The sequence below is a fragment of the Rheinheimera sp. genome, from assembly GCF_037442345.1.
Taxonomy (GTDB): Bacteria; Pseudomonadota; Gammaproteobacteria; order Enterobacterales; family Alteromonadaceae; genus Pararheinheimera.
In genome coordinates, this window is sequence record NZ_JBBIQL010000039.1 from 1 (window position 1) to 17,048 (window position 17,048).

General features: G+C 48.3%; 13 protein-coding genes. 10 read left to right on the forward strand and 3 right to left on the reverse strand.

From position 1 onward, the window contains the following. The coding region (locus tag WKJ04_RS17660) for a DNA-J related domain-containing protein (RefSeq protein ID WP_337881624.1) at positions 1-664 on the forward strand (664 nt) is incomplete at its 5' end. Positions 665-761: 97 nt separating this feature from the next. Further along, complete coding sequence (locus tag WKJ04_RS17665; RefSeq protein WP_337881625.1) at positions 762-1,988, forward strand: threonine/serine exporter family protein; 1,227 nt, start codon at positions 762-764, stop codon at positions 1,986-1,988. A 5-nt stretch (positions 1,989-1,993) separates the two neighbouring features. On the opposite strand, the gene WKJ04_RS17670 is transcribed toward WKJ04_RS17665, so the two are convergent. Together WKJ04_RS17670 and WKJ04_RS17675 are read right to left on the reverse strand one after the other, a co-directional pair. Beyond that, positions 1,994-2,572, reverse strand: coding sequence for a response regulator (locus WKJ04_RS17670; protein WP_337843291.1), 579 nt, complete (start codon positions 2,570-2,572; stop codon positions 1,994-1,996). Positions 2,573-2,654: 82 nt separating this feature from the next. Then, a complete protein-coding gene (locus WKJ04_RS17675; protein WP_337881626.1) occupies positions 2,655-3,014 on the reverse strand; it encodes a DUF3135 domain-containing protein in 360 nt (119 codons plus the stop codon). Positions 3,015-3,313: 299 nt separating this feature from the next. Between WKJ04_RS17675 and WKJ04_RS17680 the strand changes: the two genes are divergently transcribed. From WKJ04_RS17680 to WKJ04_RS17695, 4 genes are all read left to right on the forward strand, one after another. Further along, the gene (locus WKJ04_RS17680; protein ID WP_337843293.1) at positions 3,314-4,372 is read left to right on the forward strand and encodes a 3-deoxy-7-phosphoheptulonate synthase; all 1,059 of its coding nucleotides are present in this window, start codon (positions 3,314-3,316) and stop codon (positions 4,370-4,372) included. A 15-nt stretch (positions 4,373-4,387) separates the two neighbouring features. After that, a complete protein-coding gene (gene tyrA / locus WKJ04_RS17685) occupies positions 4,388-5,515 on the forward strand; it encodes a bifunctional chorismate mutase/prephenate dehydrogenase (RefSeq protein WP_337881627.1) in 1,128 nt (375 codons plus the stop codon). Between the two features lie 91 nt (positions 5,516-5,606). Then, positions 5,607-6,311, forward strand: coding sequence for a monofunctional biosynthetic peptidoglycan transglycosylase (mtgA, locus tag WKJ04_RS17690; RefSeq protein ID WP_337881628.1), 705 nt, complete (start codon positions 5,607-5,609; stop codon positions 6,309-6,311). A 302-nt stretch (positions 6,312-6,613) separates the two neighbouring features. Next, on the forward strand, positions 6,614-8,884 hold the full coding sequence (locus tag WKJ04_RS17695; RefSeq protein ID WP_337881629.1) for an arginine/lysine/ornithine decarboxylase: 2,271 nt from the start codon (positions 6,614-6,616) through the stop codon (positions 8,882-8,884). Between the two features lie 57 nt (positions 8,885-8,941). Here the strand turns inward: WKJ04_RS17695 and WKJ04_RS17700 are convergent, their stop codons facing one another. Then, on the reverse strand, positions 8,942-10,120 hold the full coding sequence (locus WKJ04_RS17700) for an endonuclease/exonuclease/phosphatase family protein (RefSeq protein ID WP_337881630.1): 1,179 nt from the start codon (positions 10,118-10,120) through the stop codon (positions 8,942-8,944). Between the two features lie 333 nt (positions 10,121-10,453). Between WKJ04_RS17700 and WKJ04_RS17705 the strand changes: the two genes are divergently transcribed. The 4 genes from WKJ04_RS17705 to WKJ04_RS17720 all read left to right on the forward strand — a co-directional run bounded on the left by WKJ04_RS17705 (position 10,454) and on the right by WKJ04_RS17720 (position 16,800). Then, positions 10,454-13,588: a TonB-dependent receptor gene (locus tag WKJ04_RS17705; RefSeq protein ID WP_337881631.1), complete on the forward strand. Its 3,135-nt coding sequence runs from the start codon at positions 10,454-10,456 to the stop codon at positions 13,586-13,588. A 116-nt stretch (positions 13,589-13,704) separates the two neighbouring features. Beyond that, positions 13,705-14,337, forward strand: coding sequence for a uridine kinase (gene udk, locus WKJ04_RS17710; protein WP_337881632.1), 633 nt, complete (start codon positions 13,705-13,707; stop codon positions 14,335-14,337). A 278-nt stretch (positions 14,338-14,615) separates the two neighbouring features. Next, positions 14,616-15,830 (forward strand): NupC/NupG family nucleoside CNT transporter, encoded by a 1,215-nt coding sequence (locus WKJ04_RS17715; RefSeq protein ID WP_337881633.1) that lies wholly within the window; start codon positions 14,616-14,618, stop codon positions 15,828-15,830. A gap of 16 nt (positions 15,831-15,846) precedes the next feature. Beyond that, the gene (locus tag WKJ04_RS17720) at positions 15,847-16,800 is read left to right on the forward strand and encodes a 2-oxoglutarate and iron-dependent oxygenase domain-containing protein (protein WP_337881634.1); all 954 of its coding nucleotides are present in this window, start codon (positions 15,847-15,849) and stop codon (positions 16,798-16,800) included. The last annotated feature ends 248 nt before the right edge of the window (positions 16,801-17,048 follow it).

Sequence of the window (17,048 nt, forward strand, 5' to 3'; positions counted from 1 at the left end):
CCCCTTCGAGGGGCCTACTGCAAAGCCACCTTCTTCAGAAGGTGGATTCTTTACTGCCGTTATGCATGCGTCTCATCTGCCTGAACTGCTGAATCATCTGGAAGGCTTGCTGCTGGAGTCTCACGAGGACGTCAGTGAGCAATGGTTACTCAGCCAGCTTGAGGCATTCTTTCCGTCCTCAGAACGGGGCGAGCTGAATAATTTGCTCTTTCAGCAGCATTTTGTGTTGTACCATCATCTGTTTTTATTGCAACAGCAATGGCAGCAACAGGGAATTGCCCTGTTATGGATAGGCTATGCCAAAGTCCGCGTGTTTCCTTTTGGTTCAAGTCATACCAATTTGCCTGCCCTTTGGTCAGAACAAGCTGATAAGGCGGCATATTATCTGGACTGGCAGAACTTTGTTGCAATGACGGATGAACGGCTGGCGTCTTTGTTAGACGCATTCTGGCAGAAACTGGAACTGTACCGGCAAAACCCACACCTGGATACCACAAACTTAAAAGACAAATGGCAGCTTCCTCTGGACTGCATGGCAGCAGATATTAAACGCCGGTATCGACAACTGGCTTTGCTGTTGCACCCCGACCGGGGAGGCGACAAAGCCGATTTTCAGTTACTGCAACAGGAGTATCAATGGCTATTGTCGCGCTTTAATGAATAACTTTGCATTGAATCAATCACTTATTGCTCATTGCTCTGGGCTGCTTCAAAAAATATCACTACAATAAGCTGCAGGACAACTTTCTGAGATCCATCCCGTGGACGCCGCCAGCTTTATTGAAAAACGTCGTTTTATCGTCAGATTAGGCAAAATGTTGCATAAATTCGGTACGCCAGCGTACCGGCTGGAGTCACATTTGCAGGAAATTGCCAAATTGCTTCATATAGGCGCCTCTTTTGCCATCACTCCCACAGTGCTGACTTTCGTGTTATGGATCCCCGGTGATGACAACGAGTATACCCATGTGGCCAGGGTCAGTCCGGGCGAACTGGATTTAGGTTCATTGTCGAAAGTGGATGAGCTGGTCGACGCGCTGGCCAGCAGCAAAATGACGTTACGGGACGTTGATTTGAAGCTGGAAGAAATAGCCAACGCGCCAAACCCTTATTCGCGCTGGGCGACCTTTGCCGCCTTTGGCGCTTCCGGTGGTGCTTTTGCCATGTTGATGAGAGCCAGCTGGCATGATGTATTCTGGGCATGCTTACTGAGTTTATTGGTGTATTTGTTTGTCCTCTGGTCGGAACGTTCCAGGCGGGTCGCTCACATGCTTGAGCCATTGGTGGCCTTGGTATCTGCGTTGGCTGCCACTGCGGTGTCCTTGTATTTGGATCCAATGATCAATGTACCTTTGGTGGTGTTGTCCTCTATTATTGTGTTTATCCCTGGTCTGGCGTTAACTCTGGGGTTGGCAGAGTTGGCCGCTCGCCATCTGGTGTCTGGGACTGCCCGGATCATGGATGCCATTATGCTGCTGTTTAAACTCTCGTTTGGTGCTTTCCTTGGAGTTGCCTTCGGCCAGGCACTGTTTGGTCAGATCCCGCCTGAACTGGCGCCGTCCGTACCGGCCTGGACCAGTTGGCTGGCCATTGCTATTTTGTGTGGCAGCCTGGTCGTAGTATTTAAAGCCCGGTTACGGCATGCATTCTGGGGTATTTTATCGGGTTTTATTGCTTATGCGGCCAGTTTATGGGGTGCGCATTATCTGGGGCTGGCATTGGGGGCTTTCGTTGGTGCTTTTGCTGTCGGCTTGTATGGCAACTTATTCAACCGACTGATGAATGCACCGGGCAGTATTGTTTCTTTGCAGGGCATGATCGTACTGGTACCGGGCAGTAAAACCTATATTGGGTTAAACGCCTTTGTTTCGGGGCAGCAAATGGTTGCCACGGATGGCTTAGGCCAACAAACCTTTTTGATCTTTATGTCACTGGTCGCAGGCTTTATTTTCGCGAATGTGGCGTTGCCGCCACGCAAAGCGCTCTGAGCTGCTTATCGCAGCTCGCTCAGCAGTTGTTCAAGGCGTTCTTTCAGATCGCTGAACAACAGAGGTTTACGCATCAGTTGCACGTTGTCAGGCAAGCCGCCGGCTGCTGCAATTTCAGCATCTGTCAGCGCCGTAACCACAATCACTTTCATGTGCTCATGGCGGGGAGATTGCTGCAATTCGCGGATCATCTGAAATCCATCCAGCTCAGGCATTTGCAGATCGGTGATCAGAATTTGCGGCGCCCATTCACCAATTTTAAGCAAACCAGCGATACCATTGGTGACAGATTCCAGAGTAATAGGTAAGCCCCAGGATTCAATTTGCAGGCTGTATAACTGCTTGAGCAATTCGTCATCTTCGGCCAACAGAATACGCACCGAATTATCAGCTGGTAATGTCTGATTTTTCAGCAGCAAACGCTCAACGGAAGATTGAGTGACCCGACGATGTCCACCTGGTGTTTTCCACGCATCCAGGGCACCTTTTTCGACCCAGAGTTGCACTGTACGTAAAGAAACCCCAAGCAAATCAGCAGCTTGTTGAGTGGACAGCAATGGTTCAGTGTGTTTACTTTTGCTCATATCCTATTGTGCAGTATCATATTTTTTATTTTTATCAATTCTAGACGAGAAGTGTCATCACTGTCACTTACTTTTTTCTTCTTTATTTTTCCTGTTCTGAAAACAGTTTTACCGCAGGGAATTTCAGGACTGTGGCGCTGTCACGGCTGGGGTTCTGTTCAGAATTCAATTGTTGCAGTTGCTGCTGCATCAGGTAGATATGACCGAGCATTAACTCATAAGTTCGTTGCAAACGAATTAAAGGTGCAACGCAATGCCTGTGCTGAGCCTGGAGCCTGAACAACAATCGCTCCATAGCCAAGCGGCCTTCAGCGGAGGTCTGAGCTTCAAGCAGTTCCAAATTTAGTTGTTGCTGGAGCAGCTCCAATTGCTGGGGAGCTTGACGGGCAAGTTGGAGTAATTCGTCAAAACTGGGCAGAGGGAGATAGGCCTGAGCTGTCATGGTGGATCTCCGGTGCAGCACTTACCTTTAGTTTAGTAATTCAGGCCTGTGACGTATGTTTTTCTCTTGAATAATTATATGTAAACATAAATGTACTTTTTGTGTTTTTCTTGTTTTTGAGTGGTTTGCTTATTTTTTATGGATTACTTGGTTGACTTGGTCTTCTTTGGTTTTTATCATGCTCTTGTTTTGTAATTTATATTATACGTGTTGGCAATAAATGTTTACGGCAGTTTTGCTATTGAAATGGCAAATGCAGCCCGGCGCTTTGGCAACGCAACAGGCTACAGGAGCACTTTATGAGCAAAATAGTAGATGATTTACGTATCACTTCAGAGACCCTGCTTAGTCCGCCTTCAGTACTGAAGCAGGCCTTACCTTTATCCGACAAAGGCGCTGGTTTTGTGCAAAGGGCCCGTCAGGACATCGCTGACATTATTCATGGTCGTGACTCGCGTTTACTGGTGATCACCGGTCCCTGTTCTATTCACGATCCTGTTTCCGCTATGGATTACGCCCGTCGCCTCAAGCAACTGCAGCTGCAATATATAGACAGCCTGTACATTGTGATGCGGGTGTACTTTGAGAAGCCAAGAACCACTGTGGGCTGGAAAGGTTTTATCAATGATCCACACCTGAATGATTCCTTTGATTTAGAAACGGGTCTGACCAAAGGGCGGAAGCTGTTGCTGGAACTGGTGGAGATGGAGCTGCCTGCGGCGACTGAAGCACTGGATCCGATCAGCCCACAGTACTTATCCGATCTGATCAGTTGGGCTGCAGTTGGCGCCCGTACTGTGGAATCCCAGACACACAGGGAAATGGCCAGTGGCTTGTCGATGCCGGTTGGTTTTAAAAATGGCACTGACGGCAACCTGAGTATTGCCCTGAATGCATTGCAGTCGGCCGCCAGTGGCCATAGTTTTATTGGTATCAACCAAAAAGGTCAGGTTGCTTTAGTGCAAACAGCAGGCAATCCGGATGGTCATGTGATACTGCGTGGCGGCAGCAAACCCAATTATGATGAACAGAGTGTCGAAGCCGCTTTAGCTGCACTGAAAAAACACAATTTGCCGCTTGGTTTGGTGATTGACTGCAGTCACGGTAATTCGAATAAAGACCACAATAGGCAACCTTTAGTGGCCAAAGAGGTGATCCGGCAGCGCCGCGACGGCAACCAGAATATTATCGGCATTATGCTGGAAAGCCATATCCATGCTGGCCGTCAGGACATAGTGGACGGCAAAGCAGAATTGTACGGCGTGTCAGTGACAGATGCCTGCATTGATTGGGGCAGTACAGCTGCCTTACTGGCGGAGCTGGAACAGGAACTTTCTGCGGCTGTGACGGCTGCTTAACCTCAGGAGAGAGCTGTGTCTGATCCTATGTCTGCGTTGTTGCCTCTGCGGCAGCAGATTGATGAAGTGGATAGTCAACTGGTCCAGCTGCTGGCTCGTCGGGCGCAGATCACGGCTGAAGTAGGGCGGGTGAAGCAACAGCACGCTTTGCCTTTGTATGTGCCTGAGCGGGAACAGGCGTTGCTGAAAGCAAGGCGCGCTGACGCTGAGCAGGCAGGCCTGTCGGCTGATTTGGTTGAAGATGTACTGCGCAGAGTGATGCGTGAATCCTACCAGACCCAGGAAGCAGGTTTTGTCTGCTGCCGTCAACCCGGGGATAAAGTAGTAGTTGTTGGAGGGGCAGGCGCATTGGGCAGCCGTTTTGTCAGCCTGTTTCGCCGCTCTGGTTATCAGGTTGAAATTCTGGAGTCAGATAATCAGGCTGAAGCGGCTCAGTTGATCTCTGGCGCTGTATTGGTGTTAGTGGCCGTGCCCATAGCCCTGACTGAACAGGTGATCCGCCAGCTACCGCAATTGGCTCCAGAGGCTATTCTTGCCGATTTAACCAGTACTAAAACAGGTCCACTGCAAGCCATGCTGGAGGTTCATCGCGGCCCGGTGCTGGGGTTGCATCCCATGTTTGGGCCGGATATCTCGAATATTGCTAAACAAGTGGTGGTGGTGACGCCGGGTCGCCAGCAAGAATCCTGTCAGTGGCTGTTGCAACAACTGCGGGTCTGGGGAGCTGTGCTGACAGAGAAAACTGCGCAGCAGCATGACGAGCTGATGCAGTTAATTCAGGCCATGCGCCACTTCAGTTCTTTGGTTTATGGCGTACATCTGGCTGAAGAGCAGGCTGATTTACTGCAATTGCTGGAGTTGAGCTCACCAATTTACCGGTTGGAGCTGGCGATGGTAGGGCGGCTCTTTGCACAGAATGCAGAGTTATATGCCGATATTATGTTGTCTTCTGCTGAAGTCACTTTATTGTTGCAGCGCTATCAGCACAGATTTAACCGCTTATCGCACCTGCTGGCGGCCAGAGATAAAACCGGCTTAATGGCTGAATTTGCCAAAGGCCAACAGTTTTTTGGTGAATTAGCCACGGAGTTTTTGCATGAAAGCCGGCAACTGTTGCAAAAAGCTGCGGATGGCCGTTCCTGACTTCTACAACTTCAGCAATGCATTTTCTCGACCAGCCCTTTACCTGAGCTTTGCCAGCCTTTAGTCTGAACGCAGAGTCATGGAGGTTAAGGTGCTGAAGTCGTTCGGTTTATTACTGCTGAAATTGTTGCGTTGGAGCCTGTTGCTGGTATTGACCTGGGTGTTGCTGCTGAGTTTTCTGCCTGTACCCTACACGGGGTTGATGCTGGAGCGCCAGATAGAGTCTTGGTGGCTGGGTCATCAGTACAAACGCCAACATCACTGGGTGCCTTACGACCAAATCTCGCGCCATGCCAAACAGGCTGTGGTGGCCGCTGAAGATCAGAAGTTTGCTGACCATTATGGTTTTGATATGGCAGCCATTGAGAAAGCACTGGTGTACAACAGCAAAGGCAATAAAGTGCGTGGTGCTTCGACTATCAGCCAGCAAACCGCAAAAAATGTGTTTCTCTGGTCTGGGCGCAGTTGGTTGCGTAAAGGGCTGGAATCGGGTTTTACAGTGTTGATAGAACTGGTGTGGGGCAAGCAGCGTATTCTTGAAGTTTATCTGAATAGTGTCGAGTTTGGTCCAGGCATCTATGGCGTGGAAGCCGCTGCCAGGCATTTCTTCGGCAAGTCCGCAGCCAGACTTAGCCGCCAGGAAGCAGCGCTGTTGGCTGCAGTATTACCGAATCCATTGCGTTTTAAAGTAAACCGCCCCTCGCCTTATGTCTATAAACGTCAGCAATGGGTGTTAAAACAGATGAGACAATTGCGCTCTGTTGAGCAGGAGTTGGCTGGCGAAATGGCCAGATAGAGCAGGTAATATGACCGATGTATTCTGCTTAACAATGCAAAAAAAACGAGGCTGTATTCAGCCTCGTAAAACAACAGGGTTTATTCAAGAACACATCCGTGCTGGGAGAGCACAGAGGCATTATGCGCTTATGTGATGGCAGTTTTGTGACGGCAGTACGCGTCTGGGGCTGAATACGTATTCAATCAGGTGGCCTGCAAAATTCATTGGCCTGTCATTTAGGTTTTTTGCCGCGTCAGTTAGAGGAATTTTCCTCAAAATGCAGTATCCTTTGCGCACTTTTAACTGCTGTGGGGAACGCCATGCGTTTTTATTTCCCAATTATCATCATTGACGAAGATTTCCGCTCTGAAAACACCAGTGGTTCTGGCATTCGTGAACTGGCTGCGGCTATTGAAGCTGAAGGTATGGATGTGGTTGGCTATACAAGTTATGGCGATTTAACATCCTTTGCACAGCAACAAAGCCGGGCGGCTGGTTTTATCCTGTCCATTGATGACGAAGAGTTTGGTGGCGGCAGCGCCGAAGACTCAGCGTCAGTGCTGGAAAACCTGAAAGGTTTTGTTGAGAAAATCCGTCACCGTAACCCGGACATTCCTATTTACCTTTATGGCGAAACACGAACCTCACGGCATATTCCAAACGCTATTCTGCGCGAGCTGCATGGGTTCATTCATATGCACGAAGACACGCCTGAGTTTGTCGCCCGCCATATTATTCGTGAAGCAAAAAGTTACCTGGATACCCTGGCACCACCATTTTTCCGTGCCTTAACGCATTATGCGCAGGATGGTTCCTATTCATGGCATTGCCCGGGACACTCAGGTGGTGTGGCCTTTCTGAAATCCCCCGTCGGTCAGATGTTCCACCAGTTTTTTGGCGAAAACATGCTGCGTGCCGACGTGTGTAATGCGGTAGACGAGTTAGGCCAATTGCTGGACCACACTGGACCTGTGGCGGCGTCTGAGCGCAATGCCGCCCGCATTTTTAACTGCGACCATTTGTTTTTTGTCACCAATGGTACCTCCACCTCCAACAAAATCGTCTGGAACTCCACTGTGGCACCGGGCGACATTGTGGTGGTGGATCGCAACTGTCATAAATCCATTTTGCACGCCATTATGATGACAGGTGCAGTGCCGGTGTTTTTAATGCCAACCCGTAACCACTACGGCATCATTGGCCCCATTCCTCGCAGTGAGTTTGACCCGGAAACTATCCGCAAAAAGATGCTGGCCAATCCATTCTGCCGCGAAAAACTGGAGCAAAACCCGAACCTGAAACCTCGGGTATTAACCATTACGCAATCAACTTATGATGGTGTGCTCTACAACGTAGAGGAAATTAAATCCTTGCTGGATGGCGAAATTGAAACCCTGCATTTTGATGAAGCCTGGTTGCCCCATGCGGCATTCCATGATTTCTACGGCGATTACCATGCCATAGGTGAAGGGCGGCCCCGTTGTGAGACGTCAATGGTGTTTTCTACCCAGTCAACGCACAAACTGTTGGCTGGTATTTCCCAAGCGTCACAAATTCTGGTGCAGGACGCCAAACAGAACAAACTGGATCAGCATTTGTTCAACGAAGCCTACCTGATGCATACGTCAACCAGCCCGCAATACGCCATTATTGCGTCTTGTGACGTCGCTGCCGCGATGATGGAAGCGCCTGGTGGTACTGCCTTGGTGGAAGAATCGCTGGACGAAGCCTTAGAGTTCCGCCGCGCTATGCGCAAAGTGGACGACGAATACGGCGACGACTGGTGGTTTAAGGTGTGGGGACCGGACGATTTAACTGCCGAAGGTTTGGACCATCGCGATGCCTGGATGCTGAAAGCCGGTGAAAGCTGGCATGGTTTTGGCGATATCGCCGAAGGTTTCAACCTGCTGGACCCTATTAAGGCCACGATTCTGACGCCTGGTTTGAATGTGGATGGCAACTTTGCCGATAGCGGTATTCCTGCCGCCATTGTGGCCAAATACCTGTCTGAACACGGTGTAGTGATTGAAAAAACCGGTCTGTACTCGTTTTTCATTATGTTCACCATCGGCATTACTAAAGGCCGCTGGAATACCATGGTCACGGCGCTGCAGCAGTTTAAAGACGACTACGATAAAAATGCGCCGCTGTGGCGGGTATTGCCGGAATTTATTGCGAAGTTCCCGCAGTACGAGCGCATTGGTCTGAGAGACTTGTGCGACCAAATTCACCAGATTTATCGTGAAAACAACGTGGCGAAACTAACCACAGAAATGTACCTGTCAGATCTGGTACCGGCGATGAAGCCATCCAAAGCTTTTGCTGCGATGGCGCACAAAGAGCTGGACAGAGTGCCATTGGATGAACTGGTTGGCCGTATTACAGCAGTGATGTTAACGCCGTATCCACCAGGTATTCCATTGTTAGTGCCGGGTGAGGTGTTTAACACCACTATTGTGGATTACCTGAAGTTTGCCCGTGAGTTCAATGGCCGCTTCCCTGGTTTTGAAACTTATATTCATGGGTTGGTATCAGAAGAGCGCAATGGCAACACTGAATACTTCGTCGATTGTGTGAAGAATCAGGCTTAATACCTGCGTACCAAAAAGGCCAGCATCTGCTGGCCTTTTTGCCTTCCGACACTGCGATTAGTCGGTGATTTCCAGCTCTAACCAGACCATCCGATGGTCTGAACTGCTTTCCCGGTCCGCTACAGTAAAATCTAACGTTTCGCCTTTTAATGGCCAGAAGACGCCGCCATCTTTGATGGTAAAACCGTAGCTGGAAGGTAACACATAATCCGCCCGCATTCGCCAGGCCGCTGTGTGGTAAGCTCCCTGTGGATTGGTTGGGCTGTTGGCCTTGCCGCCGTTGCTTTTAGGAATAAAATTACCGTCAATTCGGCTGTGACCAATTAAGCCTTGGATTGCTTCTTTGTAAGAATCACCTTCGACGGCTGACGAGTTCAAATCACCCAACACGACAAAGCGTTGCTTCTCCGCCAGGCCGCCTTTAGTACCCTGGTCGTCATAGATGTAGTTGGCCTGGTTGCCTGACAGATAATCCACCCAGAACCGGACTTCGTCATGGTTGCGCTTGCCATTACGGTCTTCTTTTCCATCAAACACAGGCGGAGTCGGGTGGCTGACCAGCACGTGAACTGGCGTCCCTTTCACATCAATCAGTAAATCCCAGTGCGACTTAGAGGACAATGGCATTTGCTGCCACGCATCTGCTGAGTACCAGTCACTGCCATCCGCTTTGCTGGTTTTCAGGTAACCCGGCATATCTTTCCACTTAAAGTGCTGAAAGGTTCTGCTTTTACTGAGGTTTATCGGATAACGCGATAATACAACCATGCCATACTGCCCGGGGTATTGACCAAAACCCCAGGCATCAGCTCCGTTAGCGGATACTTTACCGTCGTTATCCAAATCAAAACCGCTGGGTTGGCCAGTATTTACTGTGGAGTAGTGGAAGTAGGGGTAATCAATGGGGTCTTGCCCATGTTGTGCTTTTTGCAGGAAGTTGCGGATAAACAGCTGAACCCCCTGTTCCGGTTGGCTTATATAGTCGAATTCATTCAGCAGTAACACATCGGGGCGGACATGCTGAATAATGCTGGCAATGTTGCGGATTTGCGGGTGTGAGCCCTCTGCCAGCAACTGGCTGAGCAGTGCAGGTTGTAAGGCTGAGCCTCGTGGAAGGTAGTTTTCCGATTCCATGCTGACGTTAAATGTCGCAACTTTCAGACTATTGGTCGCCATCAAAGCTCCTGAATGCACTAAACAACTGCCCAGCAATACGGCTGAAAAAAAATACTTCATACAAAAATATCCCGTCAGAAAAGGTGAGTCAGCTTACTGTGATCGCTCGGAAAGTAGCAGAATCCAAGGCCAAGCTACATTTTTTTACGTCTGTTGACATTTGAATTACAGATCCGACCAATACCCTTAAGCACTGTACGACTTTTAACTTTCCTATGTTACACTTGCGTGACAGCCTGGCGTGACACTTAACCCTATAAGAAGTTCCGTTTGCGCCTGGCAAATCGTAAAAAAAACGTAATAATTCTGCGTTATATTTTTTGCCCAAATTAAAGGCCGGATTGCCTTTGGCTTGGCTAATAAAGAATTTACAACTACCAGGTGAAAAACGATATGAAAATTAAGCATATAGCTCTTGCCATTACTTTAGCACTGGGTGCTAGTAATGTGGCTTTGGCGAATACAGGCCAATCTTCGGCAATACGAGGTGCGATTGTTGACCCTCAGGGAAACCCTGCTGTAGGTACTACTCTTACTATCATTCATACGCCGTCAGGCTCGGTTAAAGAGCTTGCAGTAAATAGTGCAGGTCAGTTCAACGTAAGTGGTTTGCGTGTCGGCGGTCCTTACACAATTATTGTTAAAAACTCTGGCTATGAAGGTAAGGTGATTGAAAACATTTACCTTGATATGAACAAACCTTTGCAGCTAAATACTGAGTTAGCAGCAAAGCAAGACGTAGAAACTATTACGGTTACGGGTACCCGTGATTTCTTCTCCAACAGCGGCTCAGCCAGCTACTTCGGTGAAGAGCAAATTGGCAACTCTGCGACATTCAACCGTGATATTAAAGATGTTGTCCGAATGAATCCTCTGGCTGTCTTGGATCCTTCAGGCACTGAGCTCAGCATCGCAGGTAGTAATCCAAAATATAACTCTCTGACGGTCGATGGTGTTGGTCTGGCGGATACTTTTGGTCTGAATGCCAATGGTTATCCTGCACAGCGTCCGCCTATTTCTCTGGATGCGGTGGAACAGATTTCTGTGGAGTTTGCTCCATTCAAAGCCCGTGCCGGTAAGTTCAGTGGCGGCAATATCAATGTGGTCACAAAGTCAGGTACTAATGAGCTGGAAGGCTCTGTATTTTATGAATTTGTGCCATGGTCTGGTAAGGCAAAAGACACTGATTTAGTCGCAGGCCGTGAGTTTGATGTCGACAATGAAGAAAAAACCATTGGCGCAACACTTGGTGGAGCTATTGTCGAAGACAAATTGTTTTTCTTTGCTGCTTACGATAAGTGGGAAGAAGATGTTGTATTCAACTACGATTTGAACACGCTTGAAGGGCACGATGTAACAATCGAACAAGCCAATCGAGTTATTGCTATTCTGAACGACGTTTATGGTTTGCAGGATTCAATTGGTAGCACTCCGCCACCTGACAGTGATGAAAAAATTCTTTTCAAGCTGGATTGGAATATCAACAGCGACCATCGTGCTGACTTTACCTATTCGTTCCAGGAAAATACAGCAGCGCGTAATTATACCAATGCAGACAATACGCTGAATTTTGCGTCTAACGGTTGGTCTCAGGATTCTGAAACTACCTTCATCTCTACGCACCTTTACTCCGATTGGTCGGCTGATTTCTCCACTGAAATCAGCTGGACTTATAAAGACTACGCTCAGGCATCAAACACCGCTTCTAACTGGGGTGAGATTAACATTGACGTAGCTCCTGGTTCTCAAAATGGTGCCGACATTGTTGCCGGTCGCGATGAAAACCGCCATGCCAACGTGCTTGAAAACAAAACCATGACTTTAGGTATTCACTCTACTTATTTAGCTGGTGACGTTGAATACAAGTTTGGTGGCGAAATCGAAGACGTATGGAACTACAACTTATATGGTCGTCATGGCGCGGGTACCTGGACATTCAACAGTATCGAAGAGTTTGAAGCCAAAGCTCCAACAAGCTTGGTATACAGCAATGCCTACACCAACAACCTGCAGGATATTGCTTACGATGTAGACAGTCTGCAGTACTCTTTATATGGTGAAGCAACCTTTGAATTGTTCACTGATTTTATGGTGACAGCTGGTTTACGTTATGAATTGTTAACTGTAAGTGGCGAACCTAAATTAAACGAAAACTTTGTTGATACCTATGGTTATGCCAACACTGAAAACATGGATGGTACAGACATCCTGTTGCCACGTTTAGGTTTTACCTGGAATGTAGCAGACGACGTCACCTTGCGTGGTGGTGTAGGTCGTTTTAGTGGCGGTATGCCGCTGGTATGGGTGTCTAACGCCTACACCAACGACGGTTTTACAAAAGTAAACGCGAATCCAGCCGTGGTTCGTGATGCAATTCGAAATCCAGCTAACGTAGACTTCACTCGGGTACCACAGGCTGTACTGGATTCAATGGTACCAGGTGCTGGTAGCACTAACACCATCGCTGACGGTTTCAAAATGCCTTCAGACTGGCGCTATCAGTTTGCAGTAGATTACGTATTTGATTTACCTGTTCTCGGTGAAGGTTTTGCTTGGACAAACGAAATCACTTATGTAGATCGTGAAGACGCGCCATATTGGGTTGATATTTCCCGCGTCAAAACAGGTGAAACCGTTGACGGACGGACTATCTGGGGTTCTGTTTATCAAGGTGGTCTGGCTCAAAACTGGGATATTGAGCTGCGCAACATCGATAACGGTGGTCGTAGTGTGATTTTCACTTCATCTTTACAGAAAGAGTGGGATAACGGTATTTCTCTGAGTACTTCTTATACGAACCAAGACATCACTGAAGTGAATCCGGGGACAAGTTCGACTGCAGAGTCTAACTATCAGTTTGAAGTAACAAAGAACCGTAACGAGCCATTGTTAGGTCGTGCCTATTATGAAATAGAGCACCGGTTTGTTGTCAATCTGGGCTACAAGCATGAGTTTTTCGCCGGCTATGCAACGAATTTTAACTTGTTCTTCGAACGACGTTCAGGCGAACCTTTCTCGTGGACTTTAGGAGCGTTCCAGGACGGCGATTTGGGTGACCAGCCAAACTTTGACGATGCGGATATTTACTTACCATACCTGCCGTCAAGTGCTAGCGATCCGGCTTTTGATTTTGTTAATGGCTTGAGTTACGACGAAATCATGGCTATTGCGGCAGCAGCTGGCGTAGATGGTTATGCAGGTGATTATATTGAGAAATATTCTTCAAACCAACCTTGGCTGACAACCATGGATTTAGCGATTACTCAAGAGTTGCCGGGCCTGGTTGAGGGACATAAAGGTAAGTTGTACTTTGTGATCGATAACTTCGCTAATCTGCTGAATGACGACTGGGGTAAATCGTATAGTATGGCTTTCCCTCAGCGTATACTGTATGACTTTGATGTTAACGCTCAGGGCCAATACGTATTACAGGAAGCTTTTGGTGGCACAAACACTAAAAACTTTGATAGATTTGATGTGAGCGAATCAACTTGGAATATCAAACTTGGTGTCAAGTATAACTTCTGATAAGTTGGTCGTCTGTTAAACAAAAACCCGGAATCGTAGATTCCGGGTTTTTTTTATTTATTTTGTAGCCATATTTTCGGATAATGCCGCGATTCATTGTGAACAGGCAGGTTTTTGTGGCCAAAAGTACCATTATTGCCATTGCTGGCGCCTCCGCATCTGGAAAAAGTTTATTTGCCTCCACTGTGTACCAGGAATTGGTGGCTGAATTGGGTGGAGAGCGCATTGCCGTGCTCGCTGAAGACGCCTATTACCGTAATCAGGACCACTTATCCTTTGAGCAGCGTTGTTTAACCAACTACGACCATCCTGCCGCTTTTGAACATGAATTGCTGGCGGCCCATTTGCAGCAATTAAAAGCCGGACAAGCGGTTGAAATGCCTCAGTATTGCTACAAAACTCATACCCGGAAAGCTGAAACTATCCGTGTTCATCCGGCCAAGGTGGTGCTGGTCGAGGGTATTCTGCTGTTAACGGACGAAAAGCTTCGGCAGCAGTTTAATATCACTGTTTTTATGGATACACCGCTGGATGTTTGTCTGCTACGCCGGATCAAACGAGATATGGAGGACAGGGGCCGGACTTTAGGTTCTGTCACTGAGCAGTATGAAAACTACGTACGGCCTGCTTTTTTTGAGTTTATTAACCCGTCCAAGCAATTTGCTGATTTGGTGGTGACTCGCGGCGGCAAAAATGAAATTGCCATCGATATTATTAAAACCAAGATCCGGCAGCTATTGGCGGAATAACCGCAACGGACGGGGAAGGGCACTTCAGGCTGTAACCCGTCGTTTCCCCTCTGTTCACAGCTTTGCAATCAATACAATTCTGCTATAATCGCGCGGCAAAACGTCAAGTTTAGACAACCCCAGAACAGCAATTCAGGCAGTTTTACGTCGGTTCCTTCGACTGATCTGCTCCCGCTAGGAAACTGTAACTACTTGATCTTTTGATGCTATTCTATGGACTTGGCATCACTAGAACAATGAGCCGGCTGTAAACCGGGCCCCGTATCCAAGGAATAATTATGATGAGTTTAGTTGGCATCGCTGCCATCTTGTTAACGGCTTATTTGTTTTCGGCTCACCGAAGCCAAATCAAATGGCGTACCGTTGTTGGTGCTTTCCTGATCCAGATGGCCATCGGTGCTTTTGTACTTTATGTGCCTTTTGGTAAAGATGTGCTGTTGAGCATTTCTGGTTTTGTCGGGCAAATTATCAGTTATGCCCAGCAAGGCATTGTATTTTTGTTTGGTGATGCCGGTGCGCAAAAGTATGGTTTTGTGTTTGCCATTCATGTGCTCACCGTAATCATCTTCTTCTCGTCGCTGATTGCGGTGCTGTATCACATAGGTGTGATGCGCGTCATTATCAGCGTGTTAGGTGGAGGCCTCCAGAAGCTACTCGGAACCAGTCGTCCAGAGTCGATGAACTCTGCTGCCAATATTTTTGTGGGGCAGACGGAAGCACCGTTAGTAGTGAAGCCTTTTATTCCTTCAATGACCCGGTCTGAACTTTTTGCCGTGATGGTGGGTGGTTTGTCGTCTGTAGCGGGTTCTGTACTGGCTGGTTATGCGGGCATGGGGGTCGAACTGAAGTACCTGATCGCGGCCAGTTTCATGGCCGCTCCGGGCGGTTTATTGATGGCGAAATTGCTGTTGCCTGAAACTGAAACGCCGAAAGATGATTTAGCGGCTGCAGTGGCGATGGAAAAAAATACCAATGTGATTGATGCAGCGGCCTCAGGTGCGGCCAGCGGTTTACAACTGGCGTTAAATGTAGGCGCCATGCTGTTGGCTTTTGTTGGTCTGATAGCCATGGTGAACGGCCTGATTGGTTGGATGGGGGGCTTGATTGGCATTGAAGGTTTAACGCTGCAGCAGATCTTTGGTTATGTGTTCCAGCCGTTGGCCTTTGTGCTTGGTGTGTCCTGGGAAGAAGCCCGCCTTGCAGGTAGTTTTATTGGTCAGAAACTGGTGATTAACGAGTTTGTGGCTTATCTGGATTTTATTGAATACGTGAAGGCAGGTCAGTTGAGTGATCATACTCAAGTGATCGTGACTATCGCGCTGTGTGGTTTTGCAAACTTCTCGTCTATTGCCATTCTGTTAGGTGGCTTGGGCGTGATGGCTCCGAATCGTCGAACGGACATTGCAGAACTTGGTCTGAAAGCTTTGCTCGCCGCCACTCTGGCGAATTTGATGAGTGCGGCTATTGCAGGCTTTTTCTTCTCGTTAAGTTAAAACACGGGTTACAACTATGACTCAACAACAAGTCCCTACGCTGGACATCAGACGGTTTGCCACCGACAAAGACAACTTTGTTGCCGAAATTGGCAAGGCCTACACTGAGTTTGGTTTCTGTGGCATCAGCGGCCACGGTATTCCAGATGAAGTGGTGGACAACACCTACAAAGCAATTAAAAAATTCTTTGCGTTGCCGACTGAAGTAAAACGCGCTTACCACGTGCCAGGCCAGGGCGGAGCTCGTGGTTACACTGGGTTTGGTGTTGAGAAAGCCAAAGACAGCAACCATCCTGACTTGAAAGAATTCTGGCACGTCGGCCGTGAGCTGTCTGGCCCGGCGCCACATGAATGTTTGTATCCGAATTTATGGCCAACTGAAGTGCCTGAATTCAAAGAGGCAACTTATGCTCTGTATCAGGCGCTGGAGCAGTTGGGTACTCAGGTTCTGCAAGCTTTAGCTTTATTCCTGCAGCAGGATGAGCACTTCTTTGACGATAAAGTGAATTACGGCAATTCTATTTTACGCCCTATTCACTACCCGCCAATTCAGGACACATCGACTCAGTCGATTCGTGCGGGTCAGCATGAAGATATCAACCTGATCACGCTTCTGGTTGGTTCGCATGAATCCGGGTTGGAAATTCTGCGCCGTGACGGCAGCTGGTTACCTGTGACGACCATTGAAGGCACCATAGTTGTGAATATCGGAGATATGCTGCAGCGCCTGACCAACCATGTGCTGCCCTCTACCACTCATCGGGTGGTCAATCCGGCCGGTGCCGCCGCAGGTCAGCCACGTTATTCCATTCCGTTCTTTATGCATCCAAACCCGGATTTTGTCATCGAAACCTTACCAAGCTGCATTTCTGCAGAGCGGCCGAATCGTTACCCTGAGTCTATCAACTCAAACGATTACCTGTTGCAACGCCTGGAAGAAATTGGCTTGTTAAAGAAAGCGAAATACTGAGTTGAGCTATAGATGAAGACGAGGTGAACAGGGTTCACCTCTTTTTTTGGCTGAAATACAGCATTTTGTTCGTCGTTGCTGAACATTTCGGCAATCAGCCGAAAAAACTCAGAAATTTTGCGTTGTTCAGTTGACGAGTGCGCTTGTGACGCATAATATGCACGCCGTCAGCGACGCTTGGCCGCGGTGGTGGAATTGGTAGACACACTAGCTTCAGGTGTTAGCGCTTCACGGCGTGGGGGTTCGAG